The following is an 18,483-nucleotide window of genomic DNA, read 5'->3' as shown; positions in this document are numbered from 1 at the left end:
TGCATAAATTACTATAAACAAAAGGATATGAACTTAGCGTAGCGATCTCTTAAACGCCGTTGAAGTCAAGCAAAAGTGAAAAATAATTTATGCAAGCTTCATTGCCATAAAAAATCAATTGTTCAAATGAAAAAAATAGCAATAATCGTATTCCTTATTTGCCCAATTGTTTACGCATGTAATAATCAAACGGGTAAAAATAAGGAACAAACATTGGCCCAGGTGATTGCTGCTGACAGCAGTCTAAATACAGTAAAAGAGCGAGCCTTAAAAGTGGTAAGCACGGGCTTTAATGCAGGGGATGGGTATCGGGAAGTTTGGATCCGCGATTACAATACCTTTATTAACCTTGCCGCAAAAGCTCACCCAAAAGATACCTTAAGAGATAACTTGGTTATCTTTTTCCAATTGCAAGGAACAGATGGTAATATTGTTGACGGATTTGTGCCCAAATCAACCGTAAAATCGAGTAAGGGAGGTTATGATTATATTTATAACGATCTTGCACCACACTATGCCGGACATAAGAATACCGTGGAAACCGATCAGGAGACCTCATTAATACAGGCGGTGTATAAATACCTGCAAGCAACGCAAGATACCACGTTTCTAAATCTCAAAGTTGGTGCAATCCCTATACGCGATCGGATGGAACAAGCCTTATCTTTTCTGATGAATGAACGCTATAATGAAAAATATGGCTTGTTATGGGGCGCTACCACTGCCGACTGGGGCGATGTGCAACCCGAGCATGATTGGGGTGTTTACTTAACCGACGATTCGCATTTGGCAATTGATATTTATGATAATGCCATGTTTTTGATCGCCTTAGATAATTTTATGGAGATAGTACCTGAAAAAGCAGCAACATGGAAGCCCATCCGCGAGCGTATTGCGAAGAACACGATGGAACATCTCTGGGATGCTAAGCACCAAAAATTTATCCCCCACCTTTACCTAAATGGTTCACCCTTTGATAGCACTTTTGACGAAAATGCAATCTACTATCATGGAGGTACAGCAATAGCTATTGAGGCTGGTTTGTTAACTAAAGACGAGATTAAAGCTTCTTTGGATAAAATGATTGTCAATGTAAAGGAATCAGGAGCAGCGACCATCGGTTTAACGCTTTATCCAACGTATCCTGAAGGTGCGTTCAAGAACAAAGGTATGTATCCCTATGGCTACCAGAACGGAGGCGATTGGACATGGTTCGGTGGGCGTATGATTCAACAGCTCGTTAAGTATGGCTTCCGGCAAGAGGCTTACGAGCAGCTAAAACCAATGATTGATCGGGTATTAAAAAATAACGGTTTTTTCGAATGGTATACACGTGATAATAAACCCGAAGGATCCGGAACGTTTAGGGGAGAAGCAGGTGTATTATACGATGCCATTACCCATCTGCAAGAACAGGTAAAGACAGAAGAATGAAAATAACGACCACGTGAGGTGTCTAAAATTTGTTCACTCAGTTTTTTGGTACTTTCACGTTGGTCCTTTTCTTTATTTAGGAACAGGGTTTGCCGATGATTTTTACGCAATCGGTTGTGTTTAATAGCCCGTTGTAAAATCTTTTTTTTTCATTTATCATTGCTGATAATAAGCCAATTTGCCATAGGCCTATACTATGGAAAACCGGACAAAAAGCGGAGTTAACAGCATGAAAAAAATGAACATACGATTGAACCTACTAGCAGCCCTTATACTTTTTGCTATCAACGTAAATGCACAACACAATAAATCTGATAAACCCAATATCATTTACATCTATGCGGATGATCTCGGTTACGGCGAGATAGGGCCATATGGTCAAAAGATCATCAAAACGCCGAATTTAGACAAAATGGCTAATGAAGGCATCAAGTTTACGCAACATTATACATCGACCCCTGTTTGTGCGCCGGCCCGTTGTATGTTATTGACAGGAAAGCACGGAGGACACGCTTATATCCGTGGAAATTATGAAATGGGCGGTTTTGCGGATTCGACAGAAGGTGGACAGATGCCCTTGCCAGAAGGGGTTTATACGATCCCAAAGATGTTAAAGGCCGTAGGATACACCACCGGTATTGTCGGTAAGTGGGGACTGGGCATGGCCTATACTACCGGCAATCCAAATAAGCAGGGTTTTGATTATGCCTATGGATTCTCGATCAGAAGCAGGCACATAACTATTACCCTACCCATTTGTGGGAGAATGGTCAATGGGACACGCTGCAAAATCGTTCTTTTCAAATTCACCAACAGCTAGATTCTACCCGTACAACGGAGGAGGATTTTAAAAAATTTATTGGCCGTGATTATGCGGCTGCAAAGATGACAGAAAAAGCGTTGAACTTTATTGAAAAAAACAGAGATTTACCCTTTTTTCTGTATCTACCCTACACTATTCCACATGTTGGTCTGCAAGTACCTCAGGAGTTTATCCATGGATTTATTTGAAGGTGGTATACGTGAACCCTTTATCGTGCGTTGGCCAGGGAAAATTAAACCAAATTCAAAAAGTGATTTTATTTCTGCTCAGTTTGATATGATGGCCACTATGGCCGAAATAGCCAATGCCGAAACTAATAATACAGATGGCATTTCACTATTACCTACCCTCTTAGGTAAGCCGGATAAGCAAAAGCAGCGCGAGTATATTTATTTTGAGTATCCGGAGAATGGCGGACAGGTAGCTATCCGAATGGGCGACTGGAAGGGAGTACGTGTTAATGTACGTAAAACCAATGACAGCCCGTGGATGCTCTTCGATTTAAAGAACGACATGCAGGAAACAAAGGATTTGGCAGCGCAATATCCTGATATCATCGCTCGATTTAAGGCCATACAGGTGGCCGAACATGAAAACTCACACTTGTTAGAATGGGAATTTTTGAATAGAAAGATCCCTGCAAAAAAATAAATGGCTGTTCCACGGAAGAATGGTCTTTATGATGGATTGGCGGTTGATTGATTATGCAGGAACGTTATCCAATAAAGATAATACGTCAATCAGATCTCCGATAATTTTGTCAGGATGTGCCGATTCCAATTGCTCAGCTGTATGTGCACCGGTCGTAATGCCGATAGTTAAGCCGCAACCGGCGTTTTGACCTTCTTCAATATCAATAGTAGAATCGCCTATTTTTGCAACCTGCTTGCTGTCAACTATATTAAAACGTTTCATGGCAAAATGGATCATATCCGGATAAGGCCTGTTTTTCGGTACATCACTAGCCGTTACCAACCCGTCTATTTGCTTTCCTTCTTTCCATCCCAATTTGTCGATAATCGATTGGGCGGTAAGCCGATCATAACCGGTATTGAGAACAACTAAAATATCCTGCTCTTTTAATACTTGAAAGAGTTTTTCGGCGTTCTTTTGAGGTACAATTTCCTCTCGTTCGTAGGCCTTATCGAGTTGTTGCTTGAAGTTCTCGTAAATGGACTCGACTAAACCTTCATTTTCCAAATTAGCATAAACAGTGAGTACCGAGCGGATGGCCTGTTTCTTTTCTTTTCCGGCACCTTCTGCCAAAACTTGATCTAAACTAAAATCAAATCCAGCTTCATTAATCGCTTTTAGTAAGGTTTTATATACAATATTATCCTCATCTACAGTCGTACCGGCCATATCGAATACAACCATTTTTATTTTGTTATGCATGTAATAAATTTTGTTATATCATTTTTATTCTTGCAAATGCTTGACCCCAAAACCGACATTCAACGTGTATTGCGGCGACGGCATGAAGTTATTAATCATCGCTTTCTATGCAATAGAAAGATGCTGATTAAGGAAGTACAAATATAAACAAAGTTTATTTATATTGAATATTTTTCGCTGGTTAAATTTTTGTTAATGCCGTTGGTCACAACCTGCAGCAGACCCATTGGCTTTCTAAAGGATAGAATGGTGTGTTTTTTTAGTGATTTGTAGTTCCGATATCGTGAAAAATATTTCCTAGAAGGGGTTGTCCTATGTTAACAAATTCATTTCTATATTATCTTTTTGTTAAAAATTATAAACAAAATTTATAAATACTAAACTATGGTTAATTTTGTCTTCTATTTTGAACGTACGAAGTTAAAACTAGATAGTGGTGTCAGTAGACCTTTTTGAATACTCGTTAGAGCGAAAATGTTACTGCGAAACAACAATAGACAACTATTTTCTCGACATTATTTTCAGTAAGCTTAAGTTTAATAATGATATTTGATTTTTTTGCTTACTTTTAATAAAAAAATAATAATAAACAATCGATTGCATAATATAAATATATTATATTAGAGGAAAATTGTTGATGTCATGCCTTTGAGTTTATCTTTATTGAGTAAATTACTCAAATTAGAAATTACAACCATAGGAGATATTAGGCTGATTTGCTTAAACGACACCTATGTGATAACGGAGTATCCCATGTGTGGAACCGTTGAAATAAACAATTTGAACACTTATGAGGCTCAAGCCCTTTCCTCATCTGAATTAACCGATATTTTAAATTTCAGTATTACTAGAAATTTGATTCGTGCGGAAGAAAAAAGGGATAGAACACATTCAAAAAAAGTCGGAAAAAAATAAAGATCAGATAAATCTTAATCGCTTCTATAATTAGGATTGTTTGGTTATCCATGTACCTTTATCGAATATTATTTCGATTTTTTCACGGATTTTATAGGACTGTGAAGCGTCCCTCATCAACAGAAGTCGATTTTCGATCATGACCGTAAAATTTCCTTCTTCTGCCAAAGATACAACCGTTCCGGTTAATCGGTGATTTCCAGTTTCCTTCAAAAATAAAGTAGCCGGGCTTACAGGCTCATGTACTCTTCCATTTTCGAGATGAATGACCTTATCAGAGAGACGGATTATCTCCTCTGCATTATGGCTTACCAGGATTGTAGTGAGGGCAAAGTGTTTATGCACGGTTAACAACATCTCCTGCAGTTGGATTCGCATTTCATCATCAATTGCAGATAAAGGCTCATCTAGCAGTAACAGGCTTGGTTTTCTTGCAATTGCCCTTGCAAGGGCAACCCGCTGCTGTTGCCCTCCTGAAAGTGTTTGAACCTTTCGTTTTGATAAATTCGCTAAACCGGTTAGGTCTAGCAGTTCCGTTACAATTTTTGGCGGATCCTTTTTGTTTAAGCCAAATGAGATGTTTTCGTGCACATTCATATGAGGGAATAGCGCGTAATTCTGAAACACAAAGCCAATACGTCGTCGTTGCGACGGAAGATCATATTTGATCGACGTATCGAGCCAAATCGAATCATTTACTTTGATATAGCCATCATCTGGTTTCAAAAATCCAGCTAACATTCGTAAAATAGATGTCTTCCCAGAACCCGATACACCATATAAACTGAGAAAACTTCCTGTTTCTATCTGCGTCTTTATACTTAGCGGCCTGTCGCCTTCTGCTGTATGTAAAGTCTTCCTTAAATTAAATTCAATCATATCTCTTTGACAGTCGTAAATCAATAATATTTTATCTGTTCCTTTTTACGATTAAAAGAATATAACACCAATAAAATGATAAAAGAGATGGCCATTAAGATGGCCGCATATGTATTGGCATTTTGATAATTAAATGTTTCCACCTCGTTGTAGATAGCAATGGAAGCCGTTCGTGTTTTTCCTGGTATATTACCACCGATCATCATGATTACTCCGAATTCACCGATCGTATGTGCGAAAGTTAGAATAACGCCCGTAAGCAAGGAAGGTGTAATGTTAGGGAGTAGCACTTTTAGCAAAGTTTGGCTTTTGGTTTTTCCCAGTGAATAAGAAGCTTCTCTTAAACTTGGTGGCAGGGAAGAAAGCGCTGATTTTATTGGGTTGACCATAAAGGGTAAACTATAAATAATTGATCCGATCAGCAATCCCGGAAAAGAAAAAACCAAACGAAGGTTGAAGCTTTTTTCCAGCCATGAACCGAATGCGTAATTAGGACTAAATGCGATTAACAGATAAAATCCGATGACTGTAGGAGGTAAAACAAGCGGTAGGCTTACAATGACTTCTGCGATAAGGCTAAAGACAGATTTTCTATCCGATATCCAGAAAGCAATCGGAACAGCTAAAATTAATAAGATGACTGTTGTACTTAACGCGAGTTTCAACGTTAACCATATGGGAAAAAGTTCGATCATTTTATTACATATCCAAATTTTTGGTAGATGGCGTTCGCCTTTTCCGAATATAAAAAATTATAGAATTTTTTCGCATCCGATTCGTGATGCGTCTGTGCGTATTTTAATAGTACTGCGGACTGCCGTATGGGGGGATAGTCCTGTATGTTTAAAGTAAGCCATTTTCCTACTTCCTTCATTTTTTTGGAAATGACAATTGATTTGGCCGTAAAACCGATATCGGCATTCTTGGTAGCAATAAAATGGCTGGTTTGTGTAATACTTTCACCGGTCACCAGTTTTGATGATACCTTCTCGTAAATACCCCTTTTTTTTAGTAATGCGATCGCTGCTTGACCGTAGGGGGCAGTTTTGGGATTAGCAATGGCAATGCTTTTGATCTTTTCACTTTGCAATAACGTTAAGTCTTCGGAAAGAGAAAGGTTCGGTTTAGCAGTCCACAAAACCAATATGCCCTGCGCATAAATTTTAGGTGGTTCCAACGAAAATCCATTGGCAGCTATTTTTCTTGGAAACTCTTCGTCCGCAGCTATAAAAATATCGAAAGGAGCACCGTGCATAATCTGTTGAGAAAGGTTTCCTGACGCTCCCAACACAATGTTGATAGTTATATCCTCCGTTTTATTGAACTCCGATATGAGTTCTTGCGCTGCATATTGCATATTTGCTGCTACTGCAACTGTCAATTTTGGCTGCGCGTTTGACTGCAAAACAATCAATATTAGTAGCAGAACAGCTGAAATCTTTTTCATTACTCCTATTTGAAGTCAAGGTAAGATTTTTTTTTAAATCTACCTTATACGTATAGTCTAAGCACTTGCATTATTATAGCTGTTTTTGGACGACTAGGAGTTGATATGAACGAAGGTTTCCCAAGTTGACATTGAGCGTTTTGAAATGACTCAATGATTGTTTCCCCGTTACTGTAAACCGATTTGATAACTCGCAGAAAGCCTAAAGTAAGGATAGTAGTCATTCACATCATCGAATTCTTTGTAGTGGCCTTCCAAATGATATAAACCAAATTCACTACTAATTCCTAAATTCTTATAAATATTGACACGTCCTTGTGCTGTGAACGCATGCAGAAAATAATAAGAGTCATGTCCATTTATCGTCCAAAAAACACCGCCGCGATATTGTAGATTAGCGAAAAAATACTTCCCGTAATTAAACCAGGTAGAGGCGTGATAACCTATCCCCGGTCCGTAATCGTAATTTCTCCCTTCTCCATAATACATATAGTGGTCGGGCACAGCCGCTAGGATCACGACACCACCACCAACTGCCGTGACTAATCGCGATCGGGTGGAGAGGGGTACACGGTTCAAGAGCTGGCCTGTTATGGATTGTCCTCCGTATTCAAACTTTGAGTTGTTATAATAGTCATAGTTGACATTCAGTGTTAAAAATCGATTTCGACTGCCCGCCTGGCCAATTTCTTTTGCTGCTAAATGGCCTTGAACACGTAAAGTATTTAAACGGGCAGAATCAGATTGTCCTACTTCAGCCATGACAAAAAAATTATCGAAAGCACGCTTGTTATCCTCGAAAGGATCGCCATAAGCAAGTTCAAGCCGGCCGAATATTTCATTTTTACCACGGTCCAGTATATCATCAATACGTGTGCTGGTGCGTCTGTACCCGAGATCAAAAAAGGCAGTAATACGTGTTGTATCGTCGGCCTCATAGGGGTTATACTTACCCCATTTGCCGCTGATAATTCGATTAAAGCCATTTACCGGATTAATGGCCATTGCCAGCAGTTCTTGTCGGGTACGTCTACTACCGCGGTGCTTTCTTTTGATGATAACATTTGCCAACCGGTGTGTCATTTCGCCTAGTGAAAGTCCGCCAAAACTTGTGTTAATAAAATCATTGGGGGCTGAAGGATTTGTTTCACCGGCTACTTCCCACAGGAAGCTGCCCGCAAATGCCGCCGCGGATGATTGCCAGAAGTTATAGCCGTTGCTACGAAATGCATTGAAGTATAAACTTCCATGATAGGGATGTGCGAATTGATTTGCTAGAAAACTATTATCATCCCATTCCCAATTAGAAAAATTGAGATTATGTCCGATGCTCTTGAAGCTTACTTTAGTCCAATCCTCTTTACGGATAAAATGATCATAAGTCCAGGGGATCAACTGGACCAAGAGCAGTTCGCCCGAAGCTCTGAAAAAATGCTTTTCAGGTTTAAAAGCTTTGATGTCGTAAAGCGTGGAGTCGCGCTGTGTGCTATCCGGTAAGTGAAAGGATTTAAAAGTCTGCGCTGAAACCTTTGCTATAAAGAATAAAAAGAAGAAAAGAATCAACCATGACTTCATATAAACAAAAATAATAGAATTGTACAACTTTCATCATAGCGCTACATTTCTATAATTTCAGTGTGTAGTTTTGGCCAGCTTCCGTTTGTAGTTCTTGATAATGGTCGCCATATTTGATCCGGCAGAGACCTCCATTTTTGGAGAATACGCTCGCATGTACAATTTTTTCATTATGCCACTGCATCGACATGACAAAACCTCCTCGGGCAACTAAACCCTTAACTTCCCCTTGTGGCCATTCCTTGGGTAGAGCAGGCAGTAGTTCAATGAAGTTTTGGTGGCTTTGCAGTAACATTTCCGAAATACCGGCCCCACCGCCAAAATTAGCATCGATCTGAAAAGGAGGACAAGTACTGAATAGGTTCGGGTAAAGTCCCCCTTCACCTCTTTTTACAATTTCAGGGTCATTGGCGTTGCGGAATAACTTTTTTAACGCGTCGTAGGCCATGGTGCTGTTGTGTAGTCTTGCCCATAAGTTGATGCGCCAGGTAATTGCCCAACCGGTACTTTCGTTGGTTCTAATGTCTAATGATTTTCGCACTGCTCTCGCCAGTTCCGGTGTAGATGCATCACTTATCGTAGTTCCCGGATACAATCCAAATAGGTGGGATACATGACGATGCTGAGGTTCTGCATCCTCCCAATCGTGATACCACTCTTGTAAATTGCCTTTTCTACCAACTTTATAAGGCGGGAGCTTCTCCAATGCATTTTTAACTGCTTGTTGTGTTTTTTTGTCTTGCTTTAAAACCGCAGCGGCTTTTAAGTAATCCACAAAAAGCTCTCGGATCATTGCTATATCCGCAGTACTGCCATACAGTACAGCGCCTTTATAGCCTTTGTTGGTTATGTAGATGTTTTCGGGCGAAGTCGACGGGGCAGTCACTAAGTAACCGTCTTTATTAGTGATGAGAAAGCTCAGACAGAAATCGACGGCTCCTTTCATTAAGGGATAAGCTTGCTTGCGTAAAAAATCAACATCCATTGTAAAAGCAAAATGCTCCCATAAATGAGTACTTAACCAAACGCCCGCCATCTGCCAGTTAGCCCACGAGGGATGTCCCTCGCCAAAATGACCAACAGGATGCGTCATTGCCCATATATCCGTATTGTGATGACATACCCAACCGCTAGTATGATAATAATTTTTAGCAGTGACAGCGCCGGTTTGTGCCAAACGGCCGATAAAATCAAACAAAGGCCGGTGCATTTCCGGAAGGTTCGCGACTTCAGTACCCCAATAGTTCATTTCTGTGTTGATATTGGTGGTATAATTACTACTCCAGGGTGGCCTCACAATCTCATTCCAAAGCGCCTGTAAATTGGTAGGTTGTCCTCCTGGACGTGAAGCGCTGATGAGTAAATATCGGCTATACTGGTAAAAAAGAGCTATGAGGCCATTATCCGCTGTACCCTTGGCAAAATGATTAAGCCGTTCATCAGTCGGTAGATTTTCTTTCTCCGCATGCCCTAAGTCGATCGAAACACGATCAAAATAATTGCGATAATCTTGGATATGTTGGGTTTCCAACGACGTAAAGGATTTTTTTTCTACCTGCTTTAGATAGGAAAGTGCACTGCCCAATTCATCCTTTCCTGTTCTGCCGGGATTTTTATCGAAGCCGTTATAGCTAGTAGCCATTGATAAAAGCAGGACCACTTCCTTCGCGTTGGAGATGCTAAGTGAGGTGTCTTGCCAACTTGTTTGTCCATCATTCTTCAAGACTTTTAGTACAGAGGCGAAACGCATGCTATTTAGGGTGTCATAGACAACAGGAGTTTTTTCCCGATTACGATAATTGGGTTCCGTATGGATAGGTGCCCAACCGCGCATAACTAAACTGGAACCTTGCGCCTGGCTTTTTGCCCGGAGCAAACTGGTGAAGCGACAGCTGAAATTCAACTGATCTTTCCCCTCAGCTGTTAACCGGATTACAATCAGTTGATCAGGATGTGAAGCAAAAACCTCCCGACGGTAATTGGTTCCGTTTAAGTGATAGGAAACATTGGAAATAGCTTTGTTGATATCTAATTCGCGTCTAAAATCGGTAGGTGTGCCTTCCTGCTTAAAAGCTATAAATAAATTGCCTAAAGGTTCGTAGGATTGAGAATATGAGCCCTGCATAAAGCGTATCAATGAATCCGCTGTTTGATAATCTTCGTTAAAAAGAGCCTGCTGTACTGTATGCAGATAATCCTTTGCTTGCGGGTTGATTTCGTGTTCGTCAACTGGTTTACCGGACCACAGGGTTACTTCATTGAGGGATAATCGCTCTTCGTTAATTCCTCCATAAACCATGGCACCTATACGGCCATTGCCTAATGGAAGCGCTTCTTCAAATTTACTCGCGGGCTTGGTATACCAAAGTTTCCCTTTATTCTTACTTTGACCGATAGCGCAATTACAAAGGCAAATAAGTAAAACAAAGTTTGTGAAATATTGATTGAATTTCATATTTAGATCTATTATAGTTTAGCTTACGCTGAACGCTATTGCGAAGCAATACTAAAGAATATTGATGGCATCTTGTGCATGAAAATTAGCAATATTTTCAACTAAATTAGCCTAATTGCTTATTCTTACACTTTTTTAATCAATCGGTTGCGTTTGTCAACGACTTGTTTGCTTAAATCAAAATACCTATGCTTGCATTTAGGGCTCTTTGTCCAAGATATTTAACCAATTTAGCGATGATGACCATGAAGAAATTTTTCCTTAGTGTATACTGTTGTTTAATTCTATGTGCCGTTTTTGCACAAGAGGATACGGTGCGTTACCGTTTGGAAGACTACGGGCTGCATCCTAACACCCGGCAAAACAGCTCACCACTATTTGTGAAAGCCTTAAAAGAGATCACAAGAATGCATCCGAAGGGAAAACCTCTTTTATTGACTCTATGTGCCGGCCGTTACGATTTTTATCCAGAAGAGGCAACGGAAAGAAGCTATTATATTTCAAATCATGATCAGGATAATCCCAAAATTGTCGGATTGCCATTTGAACAGCTCAGTGATATGACTTTTGACGGTCAAGGTGCTGATTTGATTTTCCATGGCCGAATGTTACCCGTCTCATTGATTGACAGTCGACAAGTGACACTACGAAATTTTCATATCGATTTTGAATCACCGCACATTGGTCAAGCTATCGTGCTGGAAAACGATACCATTAAGGGAACGATAAGCCTGCAAATGGCTCCTTGGATGAAATACCGGATCGAGAATGGTGTGTTTTATCATATGGGCGAAGGCTGGGAGCATAACCCGGGTTCGGGTATCGCGTTTGAAGAGAAAACGAAGAGAATCGTATTTAATACCAGTGATATCGAAGTCAAAATGCGGCAGGTTCGGGAGATTCGTCCTGGAATTATTCAGGCTGGAAACTGGAAAAATAGTAAACTTGTTCCCGGAACTGTTCTTGCCTTACGGGGCGCTGGACGACCTGCGCCCGGTGTTTTCGTGTATCATGGAACAAACATATTACTCGAGCGAATAGCTGTTCATTATGCCGAAGGCATGGGCTTATTGGCTCAAGTAACTGAGAACATTAGGCTTAATAAATTCTCGGTGAACCTTCGCGGTCCAAATGATCCTCGTTATTTTACTACCCAGGCTGATGCCACGCATTTCTCCGGTTGTAAGGGGAAGATCATCTCCACCGATGGGTTGTATGAGGGTATGATGGATGATGCTATTAATGTCCATGGTACCTATCTGAAAGTGGTCGGTCATAAAGATGATCATACATTAGTAGGTGCCTATATGCACCCACAATCATATGGTTTTGAATGGGGGCGTAGCGGTGATGCTGTTCAATTTATTGCGGCGAAGACGATGGAAACGGTAGCCCCGATCAATTACATTGAGCGAATTAAACCGGTCGATAGGCCGACCTACGATGGCGCTAAGTGCTTTGAAATTGTTTTCAAAAACCCAATTGATCCCATCATTAACGAAGAAAGTGCTTTTGGCATGGAAAACCTGGAGTGGACGCCGGAGATTTTCTTCGCAAATAATGTTGTGCGCAATAATAGGGCGAGGGGCGCGTTATTCAGCACGCCAAAGAAAACGGTTGTGGAGAATAACCTTTTTGATCATACATCAGGTACCGCTATTTTGCTGTGCGGCGATTGCAATGGCTGGTTCGAAACGGGGGGGTGTCATGATGTCATCATTCGTCATAATCGTTTTGTAAATGCGTTAACGAACCTCTTTCAATTTACCAACGCCGTCATTTCTATTTATCCTGAAATTCCCGATTTAGCCCATCAGACGAAGTTCTTCCACCATGGTATTGTGATTGAAGGAAATGAATTTGAAACTTTTGACAGCCCTTTGGTATATGCTAAATCGGTGGACGGCCTCCTCTTCAAACAGAATACAGTGAAACATAATGATGATTATAAGGCTTTCCACTGGAATCAGTCACCCTTTTTATTTGAACATGTAAAGAATGTAAAGATTGTTGATAATCAATTTGATAAGGGGTTCAATAAGGCTTCTGATGTCAAATATATAGGGCGCTAATCAGAAGCCATTCCTTAATACAGTAAGATAATCCATTTTTTAGAAAACATTCTCCATTGAAAATATTCCGTTTCAAGTTAATTTTGTTTTTTAAGCCTTTTGTCTGTGTAGTGAAATTATTTATGAAGATATTTACACGTACTAAATTGATTAAGATTTAGCCGTAAACGTACAAAAAACCAATTAAGATAAACAGTTTTCATTGTTTCGTATATTTTTAATAACAAATAGACTAGAAAAATGGGAGGTTTTTTCTCCATTATTTATATAGCCATTTGTAAGAAACCTGAAGAGTATGAAGGTATTCCGTAGAAAAAAGTTGTTTGTTTTACTCGCTGTAACGGTCGTAGTCGTGTTGAGCATAGTTGCTTTCCCCCACGAAGATCCTATTGATTTCAACACACAAATTAAACCAGTTATCAATAAGAAATGTATATCTTGTCATGGTGGGGTAAAACAGCAAGGAGGCTTTAGCTTGCTTTTTAAGGAAGAGGCCATGGCTGCTACCAACAGTGGCAGACCAGCTATTATCCCAGGTAACCCCGATGATAGTGAGTTTATCAAGCGTTTGCTGGCGAAGGATGCGGAGGAACGTATGCCATACAAGCACGAACCGTTGAGTGAAGAAGAGATCGGTGTTTTCAAAAAGTGGATCAAGCAGGGAGCAAAGTGGGGGGAACACTGGGCCTATCTGCCTGTTCAGGAGGTAGATGTGCCCAGTACAGGTGAAGACTGGGCGCATAACGAAATTGATCATTTTATTTATGAGAAGCTAGACGACGCTGGCTTAAAACCTACTCGGGAGGCCGATCGTGCCACTTTACTTAGAAGGGCAAGTTTAGATTTAATTGGGATGGCGCCCAAGCCTGCGCTTGCTAAAACGTATCTGAACGATCCAGATGCCAACAAGGCTTATGAGAAATTGGTAGATGCCTTGTTGAAATCACCGGCGTTTGGAGAAAAATGGGCTTCCATGTGGCTCGACGTAGCGCGCTATGCCGATACAAAGGGTTACGAGTCAGATGGAGCCCGTAATATTTGGAAATACCGCGACTGGGTAATTCGCGCTTTTAATGAAGACAAACCTTATGACCGCTTCATCGCCGAGCAGATAGCGGGTGATTTTTATGTAAATCCGACGGATGAGCAATATATTGCTACGGCTTTTCATCGGAATTCGATGACCAATGACGAGGGGGGGACTAGCAATGAAGAGTATCGGGTAGCGGCGATTATCGATCGAGTGAATACAACCTGGGAGGGCTTACTGAGTACCACTTTTGCCTGTGTGCAATGTCACAGTCATCCTTACGATCCGATTAAGCATGATGAGTACTACAAATTTATGGCCTATTTCAATAATTCGCGTGATGAGGATGTGCCGAGCGAATATCCGTTATTGAAGCAGTTCGCTCCGGACATGGAACTGAAATTGAAAACCTTGACAAAATGGCTTAAAGAAAATGTTTCTGAACAAAAGGCAGCTGAGATTTACAAATTTTTAAAAACAGGGCAACCGACTATCAATTCAACTACTACAGATAGTTTACGCAATGCGGTGATTGGTAATAACAACATTGCGCTTTATTTTCGCAATCAGGGTGTTGCTCGGATTGCTGCAGTGGATTTAAATCGTGTCGATAAGCTCATTTATCATTTTGCGTCTAAAGTACCAGGTGGACGTATGCAGCTGCGTCTGGATAGGCCCGACGGACCTGTTTTTGCTTCGTGGCAGGTAGAAGGTAAAGAAGGCTATCAGATCCAAGAAGTGGATTTTCCCATGCAGCAGGGTGTGCATGATGTATATATCACTTATCAAAACGCAAGTAAAGGCAAAAGCGAAGAGACGCTCGTATTTTTCGATTGGTTTTATTTTACCGACCAATTTCCGGGCAAGGGAAAGGCTGGCTATGAAGAACAAAAACAGAACTTCCGGACCTTAGTACAAGCACCTGCAAGTACGACGCCCATTATGGTGGAAAACCCCACGAACAGGCAACGTAAAACGTTTGTGTTTGAACGTGGGGCTTGGATATCGCCCGGGAAAGAAGTAACGGCAGATGTGCCGGCAGCGTTTAAGTATGCCATGCCGAAAGATGCACCGAAAAACCGAATGGGACTGGCGATGTGGTTGACAGATAAGCGAAATCCCTTGCTTTCACGAACCATGGTGAACCGTGTGTGGGAGCAGCTTTTCGGAACCGGTATTGTGGAAACCTTGGAGGACATGGGCACGCAAGGCATGGATCCGACGCATCGCGAATTACTCGATTATCTATCCTGGCAGTTTATGCATGAGTACAAATGGAGCGTGAAGCGATTAGTAAAAGAACTCATGATGAGTGCAACGTACAGACAAGACTCCCGGATAAGTAAGGAGCTTAGGGAAAAGGATTTGTTTAATAAGCTCTATGCACGGGGGCCGCGTATGCGACTCAGCGCCGAACAACTACGTGACCAATTTTTGTCGGCAAGCGGCATGCTCAGTAACAAAATGTATGGAAAAGGGGTAATGCCTTGGCAGCCGGAGGGCATATGGAATTCACCTTACAATAGCGCCAAATGGGAAAATGCAGTGGGAGATGATCGCTACCGTCGGGCTATTTATACTTACTGGAAACGTTCGGCACCTTATCCTTCTATGATTACTTTTGATGGTGCTCAACGCGTGGTATGCAATCCGCGACGAATTCGAACCAATACACCGCTACAAGCCCTGGTGACCTTAAATGACTCAGCTTATATTGATCTTTCACGGCACTTCGTTGACCGTATGCAGCGGGAGGGAGGAGCGCGGGTCAGCGATCAGATTGCGAAAGGCTATGAATGGATTATGTACAAGCCTATACCCGCGAAGAAGCTGGGGGTCTTATCTCAACTGTACCAAACAGCCTTTGATCAGTATAAGGCACATCCGGATCGCATTGATTCTTTATTAGATAAACATGCAAAAAAGGATGCTGGCAGCGCGGCCTTATTGGTAGTGGCAAATACCCTATTTAATTTGGACGAGGTGGTTACTAAAAATTAGCACTTATGACACGGGACGAACTGAATTTACACCGTTTGATAAAAGAAGCCAATCATACGCAACTGCGTGCTTATACGCGCAGACATTTTTTAAAGGAGAGTGCGATGGGCCTAGGGGCATTAGCATTTGGTTCATTGTTGGAAAGCTGTAGTACACGAGCAGCAGGTACTACACCGGTTGCGTTCGATCCAGCTCATCCATTGCTGCCGAAGTCGCCACCATTTTTGGGCAAAGCTAAAAGCGTAATCTATTTGCATATGGCCGGAGCACCATCTCAATTGGAATTGTTTGATTATAAACCTGAACTGGAGAAAATGAGCGGACAAGATTGTCCGGAGTCTTTGTTGAAAGGGAAGAAGTTTGCGTTTATCACAGGTGTTCCGAAGATGTTGGGACCACAGGCTAAATTTGCGCAACATGGCGAAAGTAGAGCTTGGGTGAGCGATAATTTGCCTCACTTTTCGAGTATAGTAGATGAAGTAACCTTTTTGAAGGCTGTGACAACGGATCAATTTAATCATGCTCCCGCGCAATTGCTTATGCATACAGGAAGCGCCCGTTTGGGTAAACCCAGTATGGGAAGCTGGGTTACCTATGGCTTAGGTACTGAAAATCAGAATTTGCCGGGCTTTGTGGTCCTCACCAGCGGTGGCAGTTTCCCGGATGCAGGAAAAAGCATTTGGGGGAGCGGTTTTTTACCTTCAGTTTACCAGGGTGTTCAGTGTCGGAGCGAAGGCGACCCGGTGCTGTTTATTAAAGATCCGAATGGGATGGATCGGGATTTAAGGAAGGCAACGATCGATGCCATCAATGCTTCCAATGAGCAGGAATATGCCTATTATAATGATCCCGAAATTTTATCGCGCATTTCGCAATATGAGATGGCTTTCCGTATGCAGGTGACAGCACCAGAGGTCATGAATATTGATAACGAACCTCAATATATTCATGATATGTACGGGACACAACCAGGAAGGGCCTGTTTTGCCAATAATGTGTTGCTGGCCCGCAAACTGGTAGAAAAGGGGGTACGTTTTGTACAGCTTTTCGATTGGGGATGGGATGCGCATGGCGATGGCCCACAGAACTCATTGAATATTGGTTTGAAGAATAAATGCAGAAGCACAGATAAGCCGATTACGGCCTTGTTGTTGGATTTAAAACAAAGAGGATTATTGGAAGATACCCTGGTTGTTTGGGGGGGCGAGTTTGGTAGAACGCCTATGTTGGAGAATCGAAATGGCGTCACCAATCCTTACAATGGAAGAGATCATCATACCGAAGCCTTTACGATTTGGATGGCGGGTGGAGGAATTAAAAAGGGATTTACCTATGGGGAAACGGATGAGATCGGGTATAGCGCCGTTAGCGGTAAGGTAGAAGCTTTTGATATACAGGCGACCATTTTGAACCAACTGGGTTTCGACCACGAAAAATTCACGTACGATTTTCAAGGTCGTCCTTTTCGATTAACCGACGTATTTGGAAAGGTCATTCATGATATTATTGCTTAAAGATTTAACGATTTGCAGATGCCCCATAATCGACGACACTTTTTAAAGGCCGCAACGGCCGGTTTATTTTTGCCGATGGAAGAAATTTTTACTGAGCTATCGATGCCTGTGCTATCCAAGGTCGGTTATTCGCTTACTTTTATGGCTACCGACTGGGGCTTTCAGGGGAGTGTCGACGCTTTTTGTGCGGCGGCGAAGAAAGAAGGCTATGATGGTATCGAAGTATGGTGGCCTGGAACCGTGGAAGCACAAAAGCTATTATTCTCGGCACTTGAGAGGTACCAGCTGCAAGTGGGATTGCTATGCGCAGGTAGCGGGTCGGATGCGAAGGCGCATTTAACCACTTTTTGCAGACAAATTGATGCCGCTTCGAGTCATGGATATCAACGCCCGCTTTATATTAATTGCCATTCGGGAAAGGATTATTTTACGTACGAAGAAAATGCGGAATTTATCGATTATACGGTCAAAAAATCGAAAGAAACCGGTATTCCGATCTATCATGAAACCCATCGTGGCCGAATGTTGTTTGCCGCATCTGTGGCGCGTGGTTTTATCGAGAAGCACCCGGATTTACGTTTAACACTGGATATTTCACATTGGTGTGTTGTTCACGAAAGTTTACTGGAGGATCAGGCAGAGACCGTGCAATTGGCCCTCCAACGTGCCGATCATATTCATACACGCATTGGACATGCAGAGGGTCCACAGGTGAACGATCCGCGTGCACCTGAATGGAAGCAGGCCATGGAAGCACATCTTCGTTGGTGGGACGCAGTCGTATCACGCAAAAAACAAAGAGGCGAGGCGATGACTATGCTCACAGAATTCGGCCCTCCGGACTATTTACCAACCTTACCTTATACACGACAGCCTTTAGCGGATCAATGGGCCATTAATGTTTATATGATGCAGTTATTGCGCAAAAGATACGAATAGATTC

Annotated in this window: 13 protein-coding genes; 7 read left to right on the top strand and 6 right to left on the bottom strand. The window is 41.8% G+C overall.

What is annotated here, in order from left to right:
• Positions 1–126: 126 nt before the first annotated feature.
• From RYH73_RS07070 to RYH73_RS07060, 3 genes are all read left to right on the top strand, one after another.
• The gene (locus tag RYH73_RS07070) at positions 127–1,434 is read left to right on the top strand and encodes a hypothetical protein (protein WP_335312716.1); all 1,308 of its coding nucleotides are present in this window, start codon (positions 127–129) and stop codon (positions 1,432–1,434) included.
• Positions 1,435–1,663: 229 nt separating this feature from the next.
• Positions 1,664–2,254 carry a sulfatase-like hydrolase/transferase gene (locus RYH73_RS07065; RefSeq protein WP_335312715.1) on the top strand — a complete coding sequence of 197 codons (591 nt, stop codon included), beginning with the start codon at positions 1,664–1,666 and terminating at the stop codon, positions 2,252–2,254.
• 177 nt (positions 2,255–2,431) lie between these two features.
• On the top strand, positions 2,432–2,908 hold the full coding sequence (locus RYH73_RS07060; protein WP_335312714.1) for a sulfatase/phosphatase domain-containing protein: 477 nt from the start codon (positions 2,432–2,434) through the stop codon (positions 2,906–2,908).
• A gap of 51 nt (positions 2,909–2,959) precedes the next feature.
• On the opposite strand, the gene RYH73_RS07055 is transcribed toward RYH73_RS07060, so the two are convergent.
• The 6 genes from RYH73_RS07055 to RYH73_RS07030 all read right to left on the bottom strand — a co-directional run bounded on the left by RYH73_RS07055 (position 2,960) and on the right by RYH73_RS07030 (position 10,923).
• A complete protein-coding gene (locus RYH73_RS07055; RefSeq protein ID WP_335312713.1) occupies positions 2,960–3,652 on the bottom strand; it encodes a phosphonatase-like hydrolase in 693 nt (230 codons plus the stop codon).
• 945 nt (positions 3,653–4,597) lie between these two features.
• The gene (locus RYH73_RS07050; RefSeq protein WP_335312712.1) at positions 4,598–5,446 is read right to left on the bottom strand and encodes an ABC transporter ATP-binding protein; all 849 of its coding nucleotides are present in this window, start codon (positions 5,444–5,446) and stop codon (positions 4,598–4,600) included.
• Positions 5,447–5,466: 20 nt separating this feature from the next.
• A complete protein-coding gene (gene modB, locus RYH73_RS07045) occupies positions 5,467–6,141 on the bottom strand; it encodes a molybdate ABC transporter permease subunit (protein WP_335312711.1) in 675 nt (224 codons plus the stop codon).
• Complete coding sequence (modA, locus tag RYH73_RS07040; protein ID WP_335312710.1) at positions 6,138–6,893, bottom strand: molybdate ABC transporter substrate-binding protein; 756 nt, start codon at positions 6,891–6,893, stop codon at positions 6,138–6,140. The genes modB and modA overlap by 4 nt, the downstream gene beginning before the upstream one ends.
• Positions 6,894–7,061: 168 nt before the next feature.
• Positions 7,062–8,468, bottom strand: a complete 1,407-nt coding sequence (locus tag RYH73_RS07035) for a DUF3943 domain-containing protein (protein ID WP_335312709.1) — start codon at positions 8,466–8,468, stop codon at positions 7,062–7,064.
• A 49-nt stretch (positions 8,469–8,517) separates the two neighbouring features.
• On the bottom strand, positions 8,518–10,923 hold the full coding sequence (locus tag RYH73_RS07030; protein ID WP_335312708.1) for a glycoside hydrolase family 95 protein: 2,406 nt from the start codon (positions 10,921–10,923) through the stop codon (positions 8,518–8,520).
• Positions 10,924–11,168: 245 nt separating this feature from the next.
• Between RYH73_RS07030 and RYH73_RS07025 the strand changes: the two genes are divergently transcribed.
• The 4 genes from RYH73_RS07025 (at position 11,169) to RYH73_RS07010 (ending at position 18,479) form a co-directional block, all read left to right on the top strand.
• The gene (locus tag RYH73_RS07025) at positions 11,169–12,995 is read left to right on the top strand and encodes an alpha-1,3-galactosidase-related protein (protein ID WP_335312707.1); all 1,827 of its coding nucleotides are present in this window, start codon (positions 11,169–11,171) and stop codon (positions 12,993–12,995) included.
• A 295-nt stretch (positions 12,996–13,290) separates the two neighbouring features.
• Positions 13,291–16,026 (top strand): DUF1553 domain-containing protein, encoded by a 2,736-nt coding sequence (locus tag RYH73_RS07020; protein ID WP_335312706.1) that lies wholly within the window; start codon positions 13,291–13,293, stop codon positions 16,024–16,026.
• Between the two features lie 5 nt (positions 16,027–16,031).
• A complete protein-coding gene (locus RYH73_RS07015) occupies positions 16,032–17,540 on the top strand; it encodes a DUF1501 domain-containing protein (RefSeq protein ID WP_335312705.1) in 1,509 nt (502 codons plus the stop codon).
• 18 nt (positions 17,541–17,558) lie between these two features.
• A complete protein-coding gene (locus RYH73_RS07010; protein WP_335312704.1) occupies positions 17,559–18,479 on the top strand; it encodes a sugar phosphate isomerase/epimerase family protein in 921 nt (306 codons plus the stop codon).
• Positions 18,480–18,483 lie beyond the last annotated feature (4 nt).

Source organism: Olivibacter sp. CPCC 100613 (assembly GCF_036959255.1).
Taxonomy (GTDB): domain Bacteria; phylum Bacteroidota; class Bacteroidia; order Sphingobacteriales; family Sphingobacteriaceae; genus Olivibacter.
This window is presented reverse-complemented; position numbering and strand designations above follow the sequence as displayed.